Genomic DNA, 21,385 nt, shown 5'->3' with positions numbered 1-21,385 from the left:
GTCATAGAGCTCTTTTTTATAAAATAGTAAATTTATGTATTGATTTAATTAAGATTATTTGAATTAATATTTTATATTATGTTATATTCGTCTAAGTAGTAGTAGTCTTTCTACTCAGGCGAAAAAAAGTTGACAGCTCGGAATAGACGAGCGCATTAAGGTCGTCACGGGACGTAAACCGTAGTCTTCTGAGAAATCAGGAGCAATAGTTTACATGCTTACTTTATTTCGAAGGTGAAGTGAGTATTTTTTATTCGGTTTTACCCACATTACTGCATAGTGTGGGTATTTTTTGCTCATCAAAAGATGAGCTTTTTTATATATTATTAGCTTAACTTGGTAGAGCAATGCACTTTTATTGCATTGGTTACAGGTTCATGTCCTGTATAGTGTGCCATTATTAATTAGGTGTAATCACATCATTTTAAACCTATCGAATTTGATAATCTTGAACCTATCTTTGTTGGTTTTTTAATATCTTGAGAAATATAAAAATAATGATATGTATATAGTTAAATTCATGATTTAGCTGAATTTCAGTTATTAATGTCAAGGTAATGAGTAGGTAGTTTTTCTGTAAAAATAAAGGATATTTTTTTTGCGGGATAATAACATAACATTTTTGGGAAAATTGAAGCAGTATTATGAATAATTTTCAAATTTTAAGTGAATCATTAGATAACGCTGAATTATTAAAAAAATTACATCATGCTATTGATGAACATCATCTTCCAATAAACTCAAAAGATGATCTTAATGATCAGATAATTGAGATAGAAAAGTATCTTAAAGAGAATGAGTTTTGTAACCTCCTTGAAAAAAGAAAATTTGTAAATTTAGGAACAGGGGTTTTAGCTCTCCCTGTTCTAATTTATTGCATATTTCTTTTTGGGAGTCGTTATGCAAGTAATTTTGGATTTAATATTGATGCTGCAGCTGTTAATCATACCTTATTTATAGGTATTATTAATTATTTGTGGATTGTAATCATATATGCTTTGTTGTTTGTTGGACTAGTTGTATATTTTTATAAATTGAACAAGCAGGCAAATGAGAAAATATACTCAATAACAAATAAGCTATTCGATAGGTTGAATTAAAAAACTTTTAAAACCACCATGGGGTGGTTTTTTTATTGGGTAAAATTTATGAATCCATCTCAATATAAAAAACTAACAGATAAAAATCCCATTAAAACAAGACCAAGAACCAAACCACTACCAAAGGCTACTCAGAAATACTTAGAAGCTGAAGAAACCTTATTTCAGGAATTAGAAGAAAACCTCATTGGTTGTCGCCGAAAATTTCAATTTGAATCAACGAAAAACTGGCGTTTTGATTTTTATATTGTGAAGTTAAATTTTCTTATTGAAATCGTGGGTAGTCCTTGGTCAGTTGGTCGTGGCGGTAAGAAAATAGCAAATGCATTCAGTAAATATGATTTAGCTGAAGAAATGGGTTACAAAGTTGAACGGTTTCATCCTGATTCAATATTTTCAGATCATGTAATTAACTGGATTAAAGCGCAGTTGGAGAATTTAGAAGATGGACCAAATCAGACCATTTCCACCAACTGAATTTATAGATCAGGCTGAGGAAGAAGAAGCGATACGCTTAGCTCCCGCCGTGGATCTAAAAGAGTGGGTTTTAAAGAATTTCCTTACCATTGGTGGTGCACTACACAATCCAGATCATGATCACATAGCAGAGCTTTTACATGATGATGAAACTTTCTTAGCATTCGCATGGGCTTCAAGTGCCGCAGTAGCTAAAAAAAGAATGGTTTTGGGTCAGTGTGAAAAGGTGATGTTCAATCAGGGTGGTTGGAAGAAAGCACGTCAAGAACAACAGATGAGGGACTGGTTTGGGTTTGTTCCTGTTTATCTCATAACAATAGATGCGAGTTTTTGTGAACAATCAAGTGATGCTAATTTTTGTGCTTTGATAGAACATGAGTTGTATCACATCGGTGTAGAACGTGATGAAGACGGCGAGATTATTTACAGTGATCATACTGGTTTACCAAAGCACTATTTAGCTGGTCACGATGTGGAAGAGTTCTACGGCGTAGTGAGACGTTGGGGAGCGAGTGAGAATGTTAAACGCTTAGTCGAGATCGCCAATAATCCGCCGTTTGTTTCTGATTTAGATATTTCGAAATGTTGTGGAAACTGCGTAATCAATTGAGCCAATAGGCTCTTTTTTTTGCCTATCTTCCTTGATGAGCCTTGATGGATTTTAATTTATGGCAAAGCTAAGAAAAGCCGAACAACTCTATATAGTTCGGTCACTTGCGCAGTTCATGACGCCCACTGAGGTGATGAAGGACATCAAGGATAAATTTAATATTGATGTATCACCTCAACAGGTCGAAGGATATGACCCAACCAAAGTCGCGGGCAGGGATTTAAGACAAGAATTTAGAGATGAATTTGAAAAGACCCGTAAAGAATATTTGCTTCAGCCGATACAGAATATCAGTGGGGCAAATGACATTGTTCAGCTAAAAATTCTCAGTGATTTGCTATTTCAGAAGAAAACAAATGTACCAATGACGATCAAGCTCATCGATCAGATGCAAAAGATTGTAAAAGGTTTTTATGAAAAAAAGATCGAAATCACTGGCAAAGGTGGAGGACCGCTTGAAGCAGTTCAAACGGCAGTATCTGTTTCTAAAGAAGAATATCTTAAAGCTCGTCAGGAGATTATGGATGATTATTGATCCTGCTCGTGACTTAGCGATTCAGATCGAGGCACAGCAGGATTTATATTTTTTTACACGCTACATGTTTAAAGAACGTCGTGGCTATAAATGGAAGCATAACTGGCACCATCGGGAGGTCTGTGATGCTTTAATGAAAGTTTATAACGGCGAAACTAAGCGCTTAATCATCAATATCCCACCTCGATATTCTAAAACTGAAATCGCTGTGATCAATTTTATGGCATGGGCGTTAGGAAAGAATCCTGACTGTGAATTTATTCATATTAGTTACTCAGCCATGCTTGCAGCCAATAATGCCTTTCAAACACGGAACTTGGTACAAGAAGAAGCCTATCAGCTGGTATTTCCTAATCTAAAGTTGCGTGATGATAGTAAGGCTAAAGATAACTGGCGCACGTTGAATGGCGGTGTCTGCTATGCCACTGGTACTGGCGGTACTATTACTGGCTTTGGTGCAGGGAAAATGCGTAAGGGTTTTGGCGGATGCATCATTATTGATGACCCGCATAAAGCCGATGAAGCATCATCAAAAACCATCCGTGAAGGTGTAATTGATTGGTTTCAGAACACGCTTGAATCACGTACTAACTCACCAGATACGCCCATCATTGTCATTATGCAGCGTTTGCATGAAGAAGATCTGGCAGGTTGGCTTTTAGGTGATCGTAAAGACGGCGTACCTGTCGCTGGCGGTAATGGCGAAGTATGGGAGCATCTTTGCTTATCCGCAATCCAGGAGGATGGTTCTGCGTTATGGCCAGCTAAGCACAACATCCAGAAACTAAACTTAATGGAAAAAGCTGCGCCGTACGTTTTTGCTGGTCAATATAGACAACAGCCAGCCCCACCTGCAGGTGGATTCTTTAAGCCTGATGAAATTGAAATTGTAGATGCTTTACCTGCAGATATTCTCAAGAAAACCAGAGCATGGGACTTAGCAAGCTCTGAAGGCGAAGGGGCTTACACGGCGGGTGTCGGAATGGCGAGTGCTCGTGATGGGTATACATATATCTTTGGTGTTGAGCGTGAACAACTTGGTCCTGAACAAGTCAATAAACGGATTAAGAGTACCGCTGATCTTGATGGTACAGCAGTTACGATTCGATTACCGCAAGATCCTGGTCAAGCTGGGAAATCACAAATCAAATCCTTTACCAAGCTTTTGGCGGGTTACAACGTTGTGGCTTTACCTGTATCAGGGGACAAGATTACACGTGCACAGCCATTTGCTGCACAAGTCAATGTCGGTAATGTGCGAATGCTACGGGGTGACTGGAATAAAGATTTTAAGGATGAGCTTCGCAATTTCCCGAATGGTAAATACAAAGACCAGGTGGATGCAGCTGCGGATGCTTTTAATGATTTATACGAAGGCTTCACGCCGTTCTTTCCAAAAATGGGATTTGCTCGATGAGTGATGTAACTTTTAAACACCCTGATTACGTTAAAAACTTTCCATTATGGGGAAAGGTTGATGATGTATGTAAAGGCCAGAAAGCAGTCAAGGATAAGCGAGAGGTTTATCTACCACGAAACAACCCACAGGATAAAACAATAGAAGCACAAGGCTTTTATGATTCATATTTACAACGGGCTGTATTCTACGGTGTAACAGGTAAGACTCTGGGGAGCTTGGTTGGTGCTGCATTTGCTACAGACCCTACATTTAAATACCCGCCTGAGCTGGAGCACTTGGAGCGTAATGCAAACGGCGCTGGTGTGAGTTTATACCAGCTTTCACAGTCTGCTTTGCGTCATATCCTTAAACATTATCGTTGCGCCTTATATGTGGATTTCCCCGATGTTGGGCCATCTCGGAATCGTGCAGAGGAGAAAGCAAAACAAGCCTATCCGATGGTGCATTTGTTAGCATCAAAAGCCGTAGTTAATTGGGATACGATGATTGTTGGCAATCAGATGAAGTTAAATTTGGTTGTGATTGAAGAATCTGTTTCTGAGCGTGGCCAAGATGGTTTTAGTATCGAGTCAAAAACACAGTATAGAGTATTACGTCTAGAGGATATCGGTCAGGGGGATGTTGTTTACACGATTGAAGTGTATACCAAGTCTGATAAAGACGTTTGGGTGGGTAACGGACGTAAAATCCCGACCGATTATAACGGCGATCCTTGGAGTTATATTCCATTCACTTTTGTTGGAGCAGTTGACAACTCAACCCAGATTGAAAACTCGCCTCTCTTAGAGCTAGCAGATGTTAACCTTGCTCATTATCGTGACAGTGCCGACTTTCAAGAGTCAGTGTATTACATGGGTCAACCACAGTATTACGTTACAGGGGTAGATTGGAATTGGTTTCAAGAAGCTCGCAAGAATGGTGTGTATGTTGGCTCTAAAACATTAATGCCTATCCCTAAGGATGGTTCATTTGGAATTGCTCAGGTTGAGCCGAATACACTTGCTCGTGAGGCTATGAAAGACAAATGGCAGCAGATGAAGGAAATGGGCGCACGCTTAGTCGAGAAAGGTTCTGCGAGTAAAACAGCAACAGAGGCAAACAATGATGATGCAATTCAGCATTCCGTATTGTCCTTGTGTACTGCCAATATTAATGAAGCAATGAGTATGGTACTCCGCTGGTGTGCCAAATTTGTCATGCCTGATGTGAATGTACTCACTAAAGATGATCTGCTTTATGAAATTAGTCAGGAGTTCAATAAACAAGGTTATCTTGCTGATTTATCTCGTCAATTGTTTGAAAGCGCCGTGCAAGGTCATAGCTCGTTTAAATCATGGTGGGAGTACAACCAGTCGGGTATGTTCCCTAAACAAACTTATGATGAGGAGCGACTGAATTTAGAGGCTGAACAAGAGGGTAAGCTTGACCTAACGGGTGAATGATATGACCGAAAAGAAAGATGATGATTCACTTTTAATGTCCATGATTCGCCATCAAGCTTATCTTTACCGCTTATCTTCCCATGAGGTTTTGGAAATTTTGAAGCTGTTCAATCGTGAGTCTAATGCAATGATTGCCCAGCTGAGGGATTTACTTGACGAACTTAGTGAATCAGAAAGAACTGCACTTGCAGGCGCACAATATACAACCTCTAATTTAAGAAAAATTAAGGCGATATTGAGCGATTGGCAAAGCAATATAACAGTGTTGCTTCCTGACGCATTTGTTGTATCAGCGGTGGCTTTAGCCGTATATGAGTCGAACTATCAAGCGAAATTGTTAGGTGGGAAAACCAAAGAATCTCAAGGCGAAAAGATTTTTAATCATGCACGGAAAAAGCCTTTTTCTGGTGGGATCCTCATCGATCAGATGTTTAGTGAAATGGCAGAAAATACGCGCCGTAAAGTTGAATATGCTATTCGTGATGGAATTTCACAGGGGCAAACAAATCAACAGATTACACAGCGTATTAAAGGCACTTCCAAGCTGAATTATGAAGATGGGGTCTTAAATCAATCGCGTAAATCAGTTGAAATGCTTGTCAGGACTGCTCGCAGTCATGTGAGTAATACGGCGTATGATGAAACGTATAGAGCCTTAGGGGTTAAGTGGTTAAAAGTTACTGCGACTCTGGACAGTCGAACATGTAAGTTTTGCGCCTCTGTAGATGGTAATATTTACAGTATCGACGATCCTGGCCGGCCAATATTTCCAGTCCATCCTCACAATCGAACAGTATATGTTCCTTATAACAAGGAAGATCCTTTTATTGGTAAACGTCCTTTTGTTCGTTCTCCTGGTGATGCTGGCCAAGTAAGTGCTGATACAAATTATAAGCAATGGTTTGATGAGCAAAGTGAATCATATCAGCGCGAATGGCTAGGGAAAAAACGTTATGAGCTATACAAGAACGGCGATTATACAATTGATAAGTTTGTCGATCCTCAAAAAAGGCTATATACGCTTAAAGAGTTAAAAGCTCTGGATGAGGAAATATTTAAAAGCCTTGGACTTTAGATAATTTAACTAACCATGGAGCCAATAGGCTCTTTTTTTTGTGAGTAAATAAAATGGGTGGAAAGCCTTATACAAACCAAATTATGCAATATTTTGAATATGCTCATTTACCAGAACGTCTACAACATGTAAGCAAGCCAATTTCTGATTTAGCTCATCAACTAAATGAACAATTAGCTGATGGTCCTGAAAAATCGACAGGTTTACGTAAATTGCTTGAAGCTAAGGATTGTTTTGTACGTCAAGCCGTAACAACTAATAAGTAAAAAATCCAAATCTAAGCACCTTCGGGTGCTTTTTTTGATGCCTGAAATTTAACAAAAAGGTCAAATGACTCATGAAATTGAAGTTGGATGAAAATGGCCATGTCGTTGTGCAGGATGGCAAGCCTGTATATGTGCACGATGATGGTAAAGAAGTGGTATTTGATGCACCTCAAACTGTATCAACCATTAATCGCTTAACGGGTGAGCTGAAAACTACCCGTGAAGCCAAAGAAAAAGCCGAAACGGCGTTAACAGCGTTTGAAGGGATAGACAATCCTGCGGATGCTATTAAAGCGCTGCAAACTGTTCGTAATCTGGATGATAAAAAGCTAGTTGACGCAGGTGAAGTGGAAAAGGTGAAAGCCGAAGCCATTAAAGCTGTAGAAGACAAGTTTGCGCCTGTGGTTCAAGAACGCGATGCCTTACAAACACAACTTAACAATGAGTTGATTGGTGGTGGTTTTGCTCGTTCTAAGTTTATTCAAGACAACGTATCTGTTCCTGTGGACATGATCCAAGCCCAATTTGGAAAGAATTTCAAAATTGAAGAGGGCAAAGTAGTGGCATACGGCGCAGATGGTCAAAAAGTCTTTTCACGTTCTCGTCCTGGTGAAATCGCTGACTTTGATGAAGCAATAGAAACTTTAATTGGTGGATACCAATACAAAGATCAAATTCTTAAAGGTGGTCAGGGTTCTGGCGGAAACTTTGCTGGTCAGGGGAACGCTAACGCTGGATTAAAGCGCAGTCAGATGGATGCCAAAGCAAAAGCGGATTACATCCGTGCACACGGACAAGAATCATATTTAAAACTTGAAAAATAAGGAGTCATCATGACTACAACTGTAAATAGCGACATGATTATTTACAATCAGTTGGCGCAAACAGCATATTTGGAGCGTCTACAAGACAATCTAAATGTATTTAACCAGGCATCTAATGGTGCAATTCGTTACGTAAATGAAATCATCCAGGGTGATTTTAATAAGCAGTCTTTCTATCGTGTTGGTGGAAATATCGAACATCGTGATGTTAATTCAACGGCGAAAGTCACCAATAAGAAAATTGGTGCGGGTGAATCAGTTGGTGTAAAAGTTCCATTTAAATATGGTCCTTATGCATCAACAGAAGAGGCATTTAAGCGCCGTGCACGTTCACCAGAAGAGTTTGCTGAAATCGTTGGTTATGATTTGGCTGATGCTTTGGTACATGGCCGTTTACAATATAGTCTTGCGGCATTAAAGGCAGCAATTTCTAGCAATCCAGACATGATTGCCAAGGGTAGCATTGCTAAAGATGGTCGTAAGGCGCTTACAAAAGGGATGCGTAAGTTTGGTGATAAATTCGGGCGAATTTCACTATGGGTAATGAATTCTGATACATACTTCGATATTGTCGATGAGGCATTAACGAATCAGATTTATGGCGAATCTGAGATTGTTATTTATGGTGGATTGCCTGGTACTTTGGGTAAACCAGTTCTTGTGACAGATCTTATTGAAGATGATGACGCTTTTGGTTTACAGGCTGGTGCTGTAACAGTTACTGAATCTCAAGCACCAGGTTTCCGTGCTTACGATATCAACGATGAAGAAAACTTGGCCATTGGTATGCGTGCTGAAGGTGCATTCAATCTAGATATTCTTGGTTATTCTTGGGATACATCAAAAGGCGAAAATCCAACTCTGGCATTACTTGGTGCAGATGCAAACTGGAAAAAGCATGCAACAAGCAACAAGATGACTGCTGGAACATTGCTGGATCTGTCAGATACAACAACTCCACCTCCGACTACACCATAACGATAGGGGCTTTAAGCCCCTTTTTTGTGAGAAAAATATGAAAATTATTTATGCCCAAAAGAGTGCGGGGATTGATGAAGATGGTTTGTTTCAAAATCCCAAGTACTTTGAACGCCCAGATAGTAATGCGACATCTGTAATTGTTTATGGGGACTTCCCCGAAATTAAAGCTGCTTATAGTGCGCTCAATGTTGAAGTCGAGGAACGACAACTAAAACAGCGAGTTGATTTGGGTGGTACGTCTGTTGCTGTATCTCAACTTAATACAATTTCAGGTCAGGCAACAATCAATGAAATCTCGGGTGAGCTGAAAGAAACTAAAGCGCGGTTGCAAAAGGCAGTTGATGAGTTAGCAGTTGAACGACAAGTCCATATTGAATTTTACAATAATGTTGAGGCAATGCAGGCGCGTATTGATGAGTTAAAAGCATCTGCTATTGATAAGGATGTGACCAGCAGTCCTAGTGATGTAAAAGACGAAGTAGTGGATGAAACTCAACAATCAGCCTCTCTAGAAGAAAAGGTGATTGTGGATGCTGATAAGGACTATACAAATTGGACTATTCCGCAAATTAAAGACCTTTTAGCTTCCAAAGAAATTGGCTTTAAGCCATCTGCAACTAAACCCGAATTATTGGCTCTTATCCCGCAGGAATAACAATATGAGTTTTATCACCATTGATGATGCAAACAGCATTTTAGGAATCGACTTTGCACCTGAGGGTGATAAAGCTCGACTGGTGTTATTGGCCAATACATGGATGAAGAAGCGTGTAGGGCAAGTATCTAGTCTAGTACCTGAAGAGTTCAAAATAGCATCATCTGAAATCATTAAAGGTATTCTGGCCAAAGAAATTTATAACGGCCAAGCACAGGCATTGAAGCGTGAAAAAGTCAAAGCTGACGGCGTAGAGTCTGAAGAAGAATATCAGGATGGAAGTGTAGCAATTTCAAGCTATGAGCAAATTGCCTTAGATCTGATAGCTTCTGTTGAGGTAGATCAACCAAAAGTGCCTTTGAGTATATTTTTAACACGGGTGTGATATGGGGTTAAGAGATAAGATTCAAGGCAAATTAGCCAAAGCATTTAATGAAAAGCTTGCTGACGCCGTTTACCCGTTTACATGCCAAAGAATCGTAAATAGCGGTAAATATGATCGTGTAACGGGTAAATATGAGCATGAAGAAATCATTAATTATTCAGGACGTGGTGTACTTTTTGGTAGTTATAACCAGCATGAAGTCGAGTCATTGGGTGTATTGGCTACAGATAAAAAAGCGACCTTGCTACAAAATGAAGTGACAGCAAAACCTCTTATAAATGATGAGTGGGTTACACCTGCAGGTAAATTTAAAGTGATGTTTATAGGTCAAGACCCCGCCAAAACAATCTGGAAAATTCAGTTAAGGGCAATGTAATGATAAATAATAATTATGTTCCTGAATGGTATGAAACCCCATTTCAGCACCTCAATTACACGCTTGTCCGCAACCAAATTCAATTGGATATTTTGTTTGATACCGTTAAAGCACCATTTCAGTTCTTGGAGAGCGGTGCGGATGCTCGGGTAAATTTTACCCAAGGGTTTGCTATAGTCCAAATTGCTGAATCAAAGCAATGGAATTTAATACAAATTCATGGACTTCTGCTTCATGAGGCTGTCCATATCTGGCAAGAGGTGAAATTGCTAATGGGTGAAAATGACCCAAGTGTGGAGTTCGAAGCCTATTCAATTCAATCAATTTCACAAGATTTATTTGAAATGTACGAGGAGAGCGAAAGCCCTTATATGGTTGATTGCTTACACTGATTTTTTGTATTGCCTAAGCGAGAGGGCATTGGGGGGGCTATGCTCACGATTGATGATCAAAATCTTATTAACCAAGCTATTCACACAGAAGGCATATACCATGCAAGTGTCCGTGAAAAGTGTATCAATATTCAGAAGATTCTACTTGATGGTGTTGTTGTTCACGGTGTTTTGTTTTGTGATGTGAACCGAAGTTATTTGATTAAGAACAAAGAAACATTAGATGGGAGACTCGTTGCTACAGCGGATGGCGCAGTCATACAAGAAATGTTAATGGGTAATGTTGAGGTGATTCTTAATGGGATGGAGCAATAACCCTAAGGATTTCATAAAGCAAATAGAAAACGACCTTTGCGATTATCAAAAAAAGATTGTAGCTGATGCTTTACAGGGTGTAATAGAAGCTTCTCCTGTTGACTCTGGTGCTTTTAAAGGGAATCACCGCGTTAGTATCAATTCAATAGATACGGGCTTTAATGAAAATATCCAGGATAAAACAGGATCGGAAACCTTGGCAAAAGGGCTTAATATTTTAGCTCAGCTCGTTCCATTTTCCGTTGTATACATTCAAAACAATGCCCCTTATGGGAAAGTTCTGGAATACGGCGGTTACCCAGATCCAGTTAAAAATGGTAGTTGGGTAAAAGGAAAGGGCTTTGTTATCAAGTCGGTTAAAGGCTTTAGTAAGCAAGCTCCATTAGGGATTTACGGCGTAACCTTCACTTTGATCAAAGAGAAATATAAATGATGACTCATACACAAGCCCGTGAGGCTTTTATGCGTTTAATTGATAGTTTTGATTATCTCGATCAATCCATGATTTTTACACAAAACCAGAAGCAACCAAGCCAACCATTTGAGCCACCTGATCAAGGTTTATGGTGCAGGGTCGTTGTTCGAAATGCGCCTTCTTTTATATCGTGTATGGCCGATGAGCCACGTACTAGAACAGTTGGTAATCTGATTATTCAATGCTTTGATCGTCTTGGAAATGACACAATTGAATTATCAAAACTTGGGGATGCATGGATTAAACATCTTCAATTTAAGCAGGTTGATCAATTAACGATAATGACAGGATCTGTTATTGATGTTGGTGAAGCTGAGGATTTTTATCAATTCAATGTGATCTTTGAATATCGAATTAATTAATTTCAGATTTATTTAATTTAATGCCACTCAGTCGAGTGGTTTTTTTATGCCTTAAAAGGAGAAAGTCATGTCGAGTGGTGCTAAACAGGTCACGCGTTACGCCGTTGAAACTATACCTGGTGTGATTGCAACTGCGGGTTGGAAAACCTTAGCAAATATTTCCAACAGCCTTGATGCTACAGCCAAGACAGCAGAATCACAGACAATTAAAGATTCCCGTATTGCTTCAGGTACGCTTGTAACCGGTGCAGATTTTGCGGGGGATATTGATACAGAATTTGCTTATGGTATCCAAGAAGATTTGCTTGAACTAGTCGCACTCAATCCGTGGAAAAATAATGTTTTAACATTTGGCGGAACTGTTCGTAAATCTCTGACAATTGAGCGTGCATTTACTGATGTAGAAAATTATCAGGTCTTTACAGGCGGTCATCTGAATCAATGGGTTTTAACAATTCCAGAGGACGGTATTGTTACTTCAAAGTTTTCAGTCATAGGTATGGGGCGCAAGGCTTTTACTGTGTCACAGGCCAAAACCCCTGCTGCAGCATTGGAAGCAACTCAATTTACCAATCAGAATGTGGGTAATATTTTGATTGATGGGCAAAAGAAAGCTGGCATGTGCGCAACGCAGCTCGATTTAACCATTGATAACACGATGCAGATCCAAAAATGTCTGGATTTCGAAAATAATATTAGTGCTGTCTTGGAAACAGTGATGAAAGCTAGTGGTAATGTTACATTGGCATGGTCAAAAAATACTGCTGAACTGTATGAGAAGCAGTTCTTGAATGAGCCTATTTCACTTTCTTACACATTAAAAGATGGTAAAGGTAATCAATATGAATTATTGCTACCGCGAGTGCTACTTTCAGCGCCGTTACCGAGTGGTGGGGCGGGTGACATCTTAAATACCCAGTTTACATATACTGTTGACAGTGTCGCTCCAACTATTACTCGAATACCTTTTATAGCAGATGAAGGTACTGTAGGTGATAAATAATGAAAATTAAAATTGAAGAATCAGAACAGGCGAAAATTCCAAGTCAACTAATCAAATACAAGGATGGTGCAAAATTTCTAATTGCTGGTATTGATAAACCTTCTTTTAGACATTGTATGGAGCTACGTGGTACTCGAATTGAGCAAGAGATTCAAGGCGTGCGCGATATTACGGATGAAACCTCTTTAAATGTTGCTCAATCTTTTGGTAAGGCAGTATCTCACCTGATTTTAAACTGGGAGGGGATCGAAAACGAAAAGGGTGAGATATTTGAGTATTCAAAACAAAATGCTGAATTGCTTTGTACTAGTACTAAAGAATCAATAGAGCTGATTGTATGGGTGCTTACTGAGGCGCAAAAAATCCAAGATGAAGCCAATCAGGAAAAGGCCGAAATTTTGGGAAAGTCATCAAGCTCTATAAGTACCAAAACAAAAGATACAGTACAGAAAAAGCCAAAGAGATCTACAAAAACCTAAATGAGCCTTTGCCAGATCATTATCTTCCGCCTAAGGAAGTTTCTGGTACGGCGCTGGTGCTTGTTTCAGCCTACAATGTTATTGCTCGATCGCGTCAATATGAGCAAGGTATTCCAATGCCGTTAAGTTTGGGTGCAATCAATGATTATTGTGAGCAATATGAGTCACCTGTGCCAAGATGGATATTCAACGATTGTATTTTTGCGTTGGATAATTCGTTTCTAGAGGAGGCAAGTAAAAGACGTTAGAGGATCTAGTTTTTGATTAGGAGAAGCCGACTTAATGAGTCGGTTTCTCAGGCAAATGCAAATAAAGAATGAATTTCAGGTCTTTCTTGCTGGCTTGCAACCCATAGATCATACTGAGTCTGTAAATTTAACCAAAATTCAGGTGTAGTATCTAAAGCAAAAGATAGCCGTATTGCCATGTCAGCAGAAATACCGGTATGGCCGTTAAGAATTCGGGATAAATTTGCTCTAGTTACTCCTAATGCTTTTGCCGCATCAGTAACAGATATTTCATCAAGGTATTCTTTCAAAAGCTCACCGGGGTGCGGGGCGTTATACATAATAGTCATTGCAAGCCTCCATTTTTAATCTTGTTATAGCAACTAAAGGTTATGTTACAGTGAATAGATGTCTTTATGTGACAGCATTTAACACGCTTGTTGATAATACGGGTTGACATTTGAGTAAACTTTATTTATTGACAGAAAGGTCTGTCTATCATATTCTAATGGTGTAGTCGCAGCGCGGTATAAATAATCCACGCCTAGACCGAGGTACGATAAATCCTGCGATAATCGTAAACTTACTGTAAGTAAGTTGCCTCTAGGTGCCGCACCCGAATTCTAGAGCCTCTAAAATTATTTAGAGGCTTTTTTAATACTTGATAATAAATTACTTATGCGAACATTTATATATTTGGATGAAAGTGGTGATTTAGGCTGGAATATGCATGATCCCTATCAAAAAGGTGGGTCGAGTAGAATGCTAACTTTAGCTGCTATTTGTATGCCAGAAGAAAAGTCTAAATATATTCAACGTATCGTACGAGCATTATACAAAAAAAGAAATAGACCACTTAGCAATGAATTGAAGTCTGTTGATTTAAATACAGCAGATAAAGAGCTTTTCCTAAGACTGGTAGCAAAGCTGCTTTTAGAACATAAAGATATCCAATTGAGATCAATTACTGTTCATAAAGAGTATGTAAATTCGAAAATGAAGAAAGACCCAAACGTTTTGTATAACTACATGATTAAGTGTTTGTTATTAAAACCAATATGTGAGTCAAAATTCGTAGATTTCATGCCTGATAGGCGTAGCGAAAAAGTCAATACAAAATGGAATATGGGTGAGTATTTAAACCAAATGATTTTAGAGCAATCTATTGAACATTATGTGGAAAATCAATCTTGTAATGTGTCACCTATGGATAGTTCAAAATGCTTGGAGTTGCAGTTCATAGACTTTTATGCTGGATTGGTTTGGTCAGCATATGAGTTTAGGGACTCAAAAGCCAGAATGTTTATGGCTGGTGCAAGAGTAACAAACCACAAGTTATTCTTTCCATTTGAAATAAAGTAGGTATACAAGAAACCAAACCCACTCAACCGAGTGGTTTTTTATTGCCAACAATGCGCCCCTCTAGGCGCTTTTTTTACGCCTAAAGGAAAGTGAAATGGCTGAATCAGTATTAAGAATTAAGATCGATGCACAGCAGGCATTATTCAATGCACAAGCAGTTAATAAAGAACTAAAAAGCATTGAAACAACAGGTAACTACGCTACAAAATCAATGGATTCATTGTCTGTAGCTACTCGAACTTTGGCGGGGCATATGGCTGGGTTTGTAACTGTAGCTGGTGTCGTATCAAAGATGGATATGTTTGCTGGGCTTCAAAACCGCTTGAAGCTAGTAACCAATTCTCAAACTGAATTGAACCGAGCAATGAATGATACATTTGCGATTGCTCAAAAGACTCGTCAGTCGTGGGATAGCGCGGCACAGGTTTATCAAAGTTTTGCAAATAATGCCAAAACACTTGGCTTAACAATGTCACAAACAGCTCAGTTGACCGAGACAGTATCTAAAGCTGTGGCAATTTCAGGGGCGAGTGCAGGAGCTGCTGAAGCTGCTTTGGTCCAGTTCGGGCAGGCTTTAGCCTCTGGAACTTTGCGAGGTGATGAACTTAATTCAATCATGGAGCAAACACCAGGTTTAGCAAAAGCTATTGCTGAAGGTTTAGGCATAACGATTGGACAACTACGAACAATGGGCGCAGCAGGTCAAATAACAGGTGATGCATTAGTAAAGGCCTTAGACAAGGCAAAAGGTTCAGTTGATGATCTTTTCTCAAAAACTGACATCACAATCGGGCAATCAGTTACTTTATTGAATAATGAATTAAGTAAATTTGTAGGCGAAGCAGGGCAAAGCAGTGGCGCAGCAACAGCATTAGCGAAGTCTATTCAAACGCTATCACAAAACTTGAATTTGATTGCTGATACAGGTGTTGCACTTGCTGTTGGATATTTAACTAAATCAATTTTAACAAAAGCTGATGCTTTGAAAGTTGATACAGTGTCTGCAATAGCAAGCCGTCAGGCATCTATTGCTAAAGCTCAATCAGAAGTAGCAGAGACAACAGCAGCACTTAATGCAGCAAAAGCTCATCTTGCTAATGTTCAAGCGACAAATGCCGAAGCTCAGGCGAAGTACGGAGCAACAGCTGCTAACGCTCGTTATGTTCAAGCACAAGCTGCTGTGACTGCTGCTACAAATGCCCAAACAGTTGCACAAGAACGATTATCTTTAGCGACATTAAGTTTTAGTAAATTGGCTTCAGGTGCATTTGCTTTAATCGGTGGGCCAATAGGTGCTTTGACACTGGGAGCAACTGCTTTAGCAGCTGGCTATATGTATTTGAAAGATCAGACTGCTAAAGCAACAGCTAAACTTGAAGAACAAACTAAGGTTGCAAGTAAAACCAAAGATGAATTGCTTGCACTTCAAGGTGTTCAAAAGAAAGGCGCTATAGAAGATTTACAGGATTCCTTTAAAGGGCAAAATGAAGAACTTAAAAAGTTAAATAATCAATTTAATTCTCATGTTATTGCTCTTCAAAATAGTTATAAATTTAGTGCTGATATTGTTGATATCTCAAATCAAGTTCGGTTGGGCACGATAAGTCAGGAAGAAGCAATTAAGAGATTGAACAAACTTGATTTTATTGATCCAAAACAACTTCAACAGTTAGAGAAAGATAACCAACTTTATCGTGAAAAAGCACCTATTGTTCAGAAAGTTCAAGAGGCTTTGAAGGTTTATGGAATCAATGTAAAGCTGGCAGGTAATGAGAATTCTAATGCGGAAGCTAAAATTCGTGGTACTTCCGATGCCTTAAATGAACAAGGAAATGCTGCCGAGCGTGCAAAAAATAAATTAGATGATCTGCGCAAAACATATGCTCAAAAAAATCTGGATACTGATTTTGCATTAATCAATATTAAAAGTCATGGCTTGGAGATGGGTAAGGCATTATCTGATTTCTATGATGATAATAAAATTCCTAAAACTCGTAGTTTGACTAATGAGGAATGGGCAGTATTTCAGAAGCATTTTGATAAGCAGCAGGCTCTTAAAAAACTCGAAGATGATATTACTGATTCACGTCGAGCACAGACTAAGGAGACAGAGAAACAACTCAAAGTTTTACAGGTTAATGCTCAGGTTAGAGCGAATGCAGCAAAATACAATTTTGGTGGGCTTGAATCTAGGTATGGACTTCTTCCAGGCTTGTTGTCCGGAATACATATGCAGGAATCAAGAGGCAATGCAAGTGTAATAGGTCCTATGACCAAATACGGTACTGCAAAGGGTGGTTTTCAATTTCTTGATGGTACAGCTAAGAGATTTGGTTTGACTGGTAATGATGTATTTGATCTGGGTAAAGCAGCAGAAGCAGCAGCTAAATACCTTCAATTTTTATTTAGAAAATTTGGTTCCTGGGATAAGGCAATCTCTGCATATCACGCAGGAGAAGGTAATGTTAAAGCTGGCACAAATATAGGACCTGTAAATCGACAATATGTCAAAAATGTTAAAGGCTATGTAGCAGGGGCTAACGGTTATACAGGCACATCAAAAGATTTTGACTCCTCAATCGCAGATATCATTAGGTTTCAAGAAAAATCTAAAGATATTGAACTAAGTTATGCAGATGCAAAAACCAAAAGACTGAATGATCATGAGAAGAAACTTTCTGATCTGAAAATTCATTTTTCTGGTGATACATATGCAAAACTTGAACGTCAAGAGAATGAGCGATATTCAAATGAAAATCGCTTAGCTGAACTTCTATTTGATCAACAAATTAATGGTTGGAAGTGGGTTGGTGAGGAGAAGATCAGGAATGAGGCAGAAATCTCAAAAGCGCAAATTTCTGTTCAAACCGATATGCTTGATATTGATAAACAGCTTAATAAAGAACATATCGATGAGTTAAGGGATTATAAAATAGCAGCATATAAACGACTTCAACAAGATAAGTTGAACGAGTTTAAAGCGGCGCTTGAGCAGCAAACTGGTGAATTGCAACGTGCTTACTATGAAATAATGGCTCAAAACAAGATGACTCCACAACAACGGACATTGTGGGAGTTTCAAAATCAGTACAGTAATTCAATGTCCACTGCTTATGACTCTTATCAAAATTCTGTTAAGGATATTAATAAGAAAGATGATAAAGATCAGTATGTGAATGATGCTGAAACTCGCAATCAAATGTTGTTGCAAGCTGAACAGAATTATCAAAATCAACTGCTTTTAATCAAAATGAAGGGGGTTGAAGATGAAAAAATGCTGAGAGAGCAACAGTATGCAGACAACATATCTGTGTACGGAACAATGTTTGGTCAAATGGGTGATCTAGTTCGAGGGTATACGGGAGAATCATCAGGCGCATATAAAACATTAATAGCGACGCAAAAAGCCGCAAATCTTGCGAGTGCAATAATGAGTGGCTATACCTCTATTGCCGCCGCTTGGAGTTCTGCTCCATTTCCTGCCAACCTACCTAATGTTGCTATAGCAACGACAAAAGCTGGAGTTCTACAAGCGGCAATTCAAGCTATTAGTCCAGGATTTTACACTGGAGGGTATACAGGTCCAGGAGGAAAATTTGATCCTGCGGGTGTTGTGCATAAGGGTGAAGTGGTTTTCTCTCAGGAGGATATTAAGCGCTGGGGTGGTGTTGCTAATGTAGAAGCTATGCGAAAAGGCGGCATGTTGGGGTTTTCGAGTGGCGGGTATGTCGACGGGAATAATAGTCCGATTACGAATACAGGCTACCCAAAACTACCGAGTTTTAAAGAATCTCGTGTACTAGATTCTTTAAATTCAAAAAACAATGAATCTTCAGTTAATGCTCCTATAACTGTATATGTAACAGTCCAGAGTGATGGCTCAAGTGAGGTGAAAAGTGAAGGAGTACCTAAAGAGCTGGGCAATATGCTTGGTAATGCAGTTAGAAAAGTTTTGATTGAAGAATGTCGACAAGGTCGAATTATTGATAGAGAGTTTCGAAAAAGAAGATAAGCTACTTCGGTAGCTTTTCTTTTTACCTGATGCTATTTTTACCTAAAATAAGTTTTGGATTTATCATGAAAAAGATAGCACTGGGAATCATATTAGCTCTAACAACTAGCCTAGTTTATGCTGAACCTAAAGGTGTAACTATTAAAACCAGCGGGTTTGACGGAACAAAAGAGATAACCTTAAAACCCTATGGCACTTCATCATGTTTGGGGGGGGGATCAACCTGTATTTCTGTTGGGGCGCTTTGGAAAAGCAATAACCCAGATTATGTTGCTTTGAATTTAATGTCGCTCAATACTTTCGTAAATATGACAAATCTTTTGATTAATATTGATGGCGAGATAATTAAAGCTGAAAAAATCCCATTTGGCGGAGAACATAAGCTTACTGGAACATACCAAGAATCAACTCAACGATTCGTTATTCCTAGGGATGTTTTTAATAAGATTTTAACTGCGAAAAAAGTGTGGTTCAAAATAGACACTTTAAGTTCATCTTACATTGAAACAAATCTTATTGATAATGGTAAAGAAACTCTAGGGTTGCGGGGCTTAAAACGATTTGCAACTCAGTTGAATTAAAAAACAGGGCATTGCCATGTTTTTAGGGTAATAGAATAACATTGGCAAACATGATCTTAAGTTTGTGTTTGTTTTATAATTAGCTCATGAGTTAAATGGTTTAAAAATAGTGAAAATTAATAGTATAGAAATTGAAAACGTGGGTGGGATACCACAACTAAAATTGGAAAATCTCAATCCTCAAATTAATATAATTTGTGGTGAGAACGGGGTTGGTAAAACGAATATTTTAGACGCGGTATCTTCATGTTTTAGTACATATAATAGCAACATAGCAATGAAGAGATCAGGAAGTAAGATTGGAAAAATAAAACTAAAAACAGACAAACCAAACAATCCGCAAATCAATATCAATTTGGAGGATTTTAAGCCAAGCTATGTAGATTTTCATTTGACGAATAAATTTTTTGAAGATAATAAANCAAAACTTTTATATTTAAAATCAAATCGAAGTATAAATTATAAGTCTATTGAATCCATAAACTCTGATCCTGATCCCATTAATAGATCAAGCAGGAATAATTCTGGTGTAGAAAATGAGGATATCAAAGATTGGTTACTTAACCGAATTTTACACAGCGCACACGATGGACATTTAACAAAGACCCAACTTGCTAATCTTGAAATTGCTAAAAAGTGTTTTTCAATTATAAACCCAGAATATGTATACAAGAGACTTGATACAAGTAATGAGATATTCCTGGATACACCAACTGGAGAGATTTATTTTGAATATTTGTCATCTGGTTTTAAATCAATACTATTTATTCTTCTGGGAATTGTAAAAGAAATAGATTACCGATATGAGAATAATGGAATTGTTGCACATGATTATGATGGTCTGATTTTGATTGATGAAATAGAATTACATCTCCATCCTGAATGGCAGAGCGTGATTTGCGCTAAACTTAAAGAGGTTTTCCCAAAAGCTCAATTTTTCATAACAACACATAGCCCGCATGTCGTACAAACCGCTGGAAAGGATGAAGTTATCGCCCTTCAGCGAGTAGATGATGGAGTTATCAAGCGCGATTTGCCTACATCTGAATATGGTTATCAAGGATGGACTATTGAGGAAATTCTTAAAGATGTCATGGGGATGCCTGATTTACGAACTAAAAAATATGATGATGTAATAGCACGATTTGAAAAAGCTCTTGATGATAATGATCATGAAGCCGCACAGTCAGCTTACGATGAACTAGATAAAATGCTTCATCCACGCTATCCGTTACGTCCAGTACTTAGAATGCAGCTTGATAGTCTTGGAGAGTAGTCCATGATTAAGTTGCAAAGAGGTGAAAAACCAGATTATTTAACTGATGAAAAAGTCAAAGAGCTTACTGAAAGGTTTAAGGCAAATAATAAAGATACAGTTTGGAAACATCCAAATATTCATAATGCTTTATTGTTGAGTAGTTCTTCCAAATGTGCTTTTTGCGAGGGTAGATTACAGGTTGGTGCTTCATATATGGAGATTGAGCATTTTAAACCGAAGGATAAATACCCTTCTGAAGTAGTTCATTGGACAAATCTATTACCATCATGCAAAAGGTGTAATACATCAAAAAGCACTCATGATGTGGTTGATGAGCCAATTATCAACCCGTTTGATGTCGATCCAACTGAGCATTTGGCACAGGCTGGATGTAGAGTTTATGCAAAAACACAACTAGGCGAATCAACAAAGTTCGTTCTTAATCTTAATGATATGCTTCTTACTAGACCAAGATATGAAGTATGGAACTATGTGACTGATAAAATTGAGGAAATTTATCATGATTTTTCAAAGAAAACGAAATTAACAAGACATGACAGGAATAAGCTTTCGAAGCTGCTTGTCTCCTGTCAGCCAGATCATGAGTATTCTGCTTTTGCTTCAACTGCATTACATGAATCAAATGAATACTTAAGTGTGGCAATAATGCTTAAAGAGCACAATCAATGGGATGAACAAATGGAGTTTTTGCATAATGAATCATTGAAGCTTGTTTTAGATAAACGCAAAAAAGCATAAACCAAATCAAATGG

At 38.4% G+C, this 21,385-nt stretch carries 26 protein-coding genes and 1 tRNA gene; 26 read left to right on the top strand and 1 reads right to left on the bottom strand.

Features of this window, described 5'->3' with window-relative positions; all coding sequences use genetic code 11:
* Positions 1 to 320: 320 nt before the first annotated feature.
* The 21 genes from KPC_RS01735 to KPC_RS01635 all read left to right on the top strand — a co-directional run bounded on the left by KPC_RS01735 (position 321) and on the right by KPC_RS01635 (position 13,420).
* A tRNA-Lys gene (locus KPC_RS01735) sits at positions 321 to 397 on the top strand.
* Between the two features lie 247 nt (positions 398 to 644).
* Entirely contained in the window at positions 645 to 1,100 is a 456-nt protein-coding gene (locus tag KPC_RS01730; RefSeq protein WP_121972714.1) for a DUF6097 family protein, read from the top strand.
* A 48-nt stretch (positions 1,101 to 1,148) separates the two neighbouring features.
* A complete protein-coding gene (locus tag KPC_RS01725) occupies positions 1,149 to 1,577 on the top strand; it encodes a hypothetical protein (RefSeq protein ID WP_121972713.1) in 429 nt (142 codons plus the stop codon).
* Positions 1,546 to 2,187: a putative metallopeptidase gene (locus KPC_RS01720; RefSeq protein WP_121972712.1), complete on the top strand. Its 642-nt coding sequence runs from the start codon at positions 1,546 to 1,548 to the stop codon at positions 2,185 to 2,187. Before KPC_RS01725 ends, KPC_RS01720 begins: the two co-directional genes overlap by 32 nt.
* A gap of 58 nt (positions 2,188 to 2,245) precedes the next feature.
* A complete protein-coding gene (locus tag KPC_RS01715) occupies positions 2,246 to 2,722 on the top strand; it encodes a DUF2280 domain-containing protein (RefSeq protein ID WP_121972711.1) in 477 nt (158 codons plus the stop codon).
* Complete coding sequence (terL, locus tag KPC_RS01710) at positions 2,712 to 4,139, top strand: phage terminase large subunit (protein WP_121972710.1); 1,428 nt, start codon at positions 2,712 to 2,714, stop codon at positions 4,137 to 4,139. The genes KPC_RS01715 and terL overlap by 11 nt, the downstream gene beginning before the upstream one ends.
* Positions 4,136 to 5,584, top strand: coding sequence for a DUF4055 domain-containing protein (locus KPC_RS01705; protein WP_121972709.1), 1,449 nt, complete (start codon positions 4,136 to 4,138; stop codon positions 5,582 to 5,584). The genes terL and KPC_RS01705 overlap by 4 nt, the downstream gene beginning before the upstream one ends.
* Position 5,585: 1 nt before the next feature.
* The gene (locus tag KPC_RS01700) at positions 5,586 to 6,659 is read left to right on the top strand and encodes a minor capsid protein (protein WP_121972708.1); all 1,074 of its coding nucleotides are present in this window, start codon (positions 5,586 to 5,588) and stop codon (positions 6,657 to 6,659) included.
* 53 nt (positions 6,660 to 6,712) lie between these two features.
* Positions 6,713 to 6,925 carry a hypothetical protein gene (locus KPC_RS01695; RefSeq protein WP_121972707.1) on the top strand — a complete coding sequence of 71 codons (213 nt, stop codon included), beginning with the start codon at positions 6,713 to 6,715 and terminating at the stop codon, positions 6,923 to 6,925.
* Positions 6,926 to 6,996: 71 nt separating this feature from the next.
* Positions 6,997 to 7,749: a DUF6651 domain-containing protein gene (locus KPC_RS01690; protein WP_121972706.1), complete on the top strand. Its 753-nt coding sequence runs from the start codon at positions 6,997 to 6,999 to the stop codon at positions 7,747 to 7,749.
* Positions 7,750 to 7,758: 9 nt separating this feature from the next.
* A complete protein-coding gene (locus KPC_RS01685; protein ID WP_121972705.1) occupies positions 7,759 to 8,727 on the top strand; it encodes a major capsid protein in 969 nt (322 codons plus the stop codon).
* A gap of 85 nt (positions 8,728 to 8,812) precedes the next feature.
* The gene (locus KPC_RS01680; RefSeq protein ID WP_146196613.1) at positions 8,813 to 9,385 is read left to right on the top strand and encodes a hypothetical protein; all 573 of its coding nucleotides are present in this window, start codon (positions 8,813 to 8,815) and stop codon (positions 9,383 to 9,385) included.
* 4 nt (positions 9,386 to 9,389) lie between these two features.
* Complete coding sequence (locus KPC_RS01675) at positions 9,390 to 9,770, top strand: hypothetical protein (RefSeq protein ID WP_121972703.1); 381 nt, start codon at positions 9,390 to 9,392, stop codon at positions 9,768 to 9,770.
* 1 nt (position 9,771) lies between these two features.
* A complete protein-coding gene (locus tag KPC_RS01670; protein ID WP_121972702.1) occupies positions 9,772 to 10,146 on the top strand; it encodes a glutamate 5-kinase in 375 nt (124 codons plus the stop codon).
* The gene (locus KPC_RS01665) at positions 10,146 to 10,538 is read left to right on the top strand and encodes a hypothetical protein (protein ID WP_121972701.1); all 393 of its coding nucleotides are present in this window, start codon (positions 10,146 to 10,148) and stop codon (positions 10,536 to 10,538) included. Before KPC_RS01670 ends, KPC_RS01665 begins: the two co-directional genes overlap by 1 nt.
* A 39-nt stretch (positions 10,539 to 10,577) precedes the next feature.
* Positions 10,578 to 10,853 (top strand): hypothetical protein, encoded by a 276-nt coding sequence (locus tag KPC_RS01660; protein ID WP_121972700.1) that lies wholly within the window; start codon positions 10,578 to 10,580, stop codon positions 10,851 to 10,853.
* Positions 10,837 to 11,286: a hypothetical protein gene (locus KPC_RS01655; protein WP_121972699.1), complete on the top strand. Its 450-nt coding sequence runs from the start codon at positions 10,837 to 10,839 to the stop codon at positions 11,284 to 11,286. Before KPC_RS01660 ends, KPC_RS01655 begins: the two co-directional genes overlap by 17 nt.
* Positions 11,283 to 11,690, top strand: coding sequence for a hypothetical protein (locus KPC_RS01650; protein ID WP_121972698.1), 408 nt, complete (start codon positions 11,283 to 11,285; stop codon positions 11,688 to 11,690). Before KPC_RS01655 ends, KPC_RS01650 begins: the two co-directional genes overlap by 4 nt.
* A 67-nt stretch (positions 11,691 to 11,757) precedes the next feature.
* Complete coding sequence (locus KPC_RS01645; RefSeq protein ID WP_121972697.1) at positions 11,758 to 12,693, top strand: phage tail tube protein; 936 nt, start codon at positions 11,758 to 11,760, stop codon at positions 12,691 to 12,693.
* Complete coding sequence (locus KPC_RS01640; protein ID WP_121972696.1) at positions 12,693 to 13,172, top strand: hypothetical protein; 480 nt, start codon at positions 12,693 to 12,695, stop codon at positions 13,170 to 13,172. The genes KPC_RS01645 and KPC_RS01640 overlap by 1 nt, the downstream gene beginning before the upstream one ends.
* An 8-nt stretch (positions 13,173 to 13,180) precedes the next feature.
* The gene (locus KPC_RS01635; RefSeq protein WP_121972695.1) at positions 13,181 to 13,420 is read left to right on the top strand and encodes a hypothetical protein; all 240 of its coding nucleotides are present in this window, start codon (positions 13,181 to 13,183) and stop codon (positions 13,418 to 13,420) included.
* Positions 13,421 to 13,467: 47 nt separating this feature from the next.
* Here KPC_RS01635 and KPC_RS01630 read toward each other — a convergent pair whose 3' ends face one another.
* The gene (locus KPC_RS01630) at positions 13,468 to 13,749 is read right to left on the bottom strand and encodes a HigA family addiction module antitoxin (protein ID WP_121972694.1); all 282 of its coding nucleotides are present in this window, start codon (positions 13,747 to 13,749) and stop codon (positions 13,468 to 13,470) included.
* Positions 13,750 to 14,077: 328 nt separating this feature from the next.
* Between KPC_RS01630 and KPC_RS01625 the strand changes: the two genes are divergently transcribed.
* The 5 genes from KPC_RS01625 (at position 14,078) to KPC_RS01605 (ending at position 21,371) form a co-directional block, all read left to right on the top strand.
* Entirely contained in the window at positions 14,078 to 14,761 is a 684-nt protein-coding gene (locus KPC_RS01625) for a DUF3800 domain-containing protein (protein WP_121972693.1), read from the top strand.
* 94 nt (positions 14,762 to 14,855) lie between these two features.
* Positions 14,856 to 18,773, top strand: coding sequence for a tape measure protein (locus KPC_RS01620; protein ID WP_121972692.1), 3,918 nt, complete (start codon positions 14,856 to 14,858; stop codon positions 18,771 to 18,773).
* Positions 18,774 to 18,838: 65 nt separating this feature from the next.
* On the top strand, positions 18,839 to 19,354 hold the full coding sequence (locus KPC_RS01615; RefSeq protein ID WP_121972691.1) for a hypothetical protein: 516 nt from the start codon (positions 18,839 to 18,841) through the stop codon (positions 19,352 to 19,354).
* Positions 19,355 to 19,463: 109 nt separating this feature from the next.
* Positions 19,464 to 20,630 (top strand): AAA family ATPase, encoded by a 1,167-nt coding sequence (locus tag KPC_RS01610; protein ID WP_121972690.1) that lies wholly within the window; start codon positions 19,464 to 19,466, stop codon positions 20,628 to 20,630.
* Between the two features lie 3 nt (positions 20,631 to 20,633).
* Positions 20,634 to 21,371: an HNH endonuclease family protein gene (locus KPC_RS01605; protein ID WP_121972689.1), complete on the top strand. Its 738-nt coding sequence runs from the start codon at positions 20,634 to 20,636 to the stop codon at positions 21,369 to 21,371.
* Positions 21,372 to 21,385: the final 14 nt, after the last annotated feature.

Source organism: Acinetobacter stercoris, assembly GCF_900323515.1.
Taxonomy (GTDB): Bacteria; Pseudomonadota; Gammaproteobacteria; order Pseudomonadales; family Moraxellaceae; genus Acinetobacter; species Acinetobacter stercoris.
Note: the sequence above shows the minus strand (reverse complement) of the source record. Positions and strands in the feature narration are given on the sequence as shown.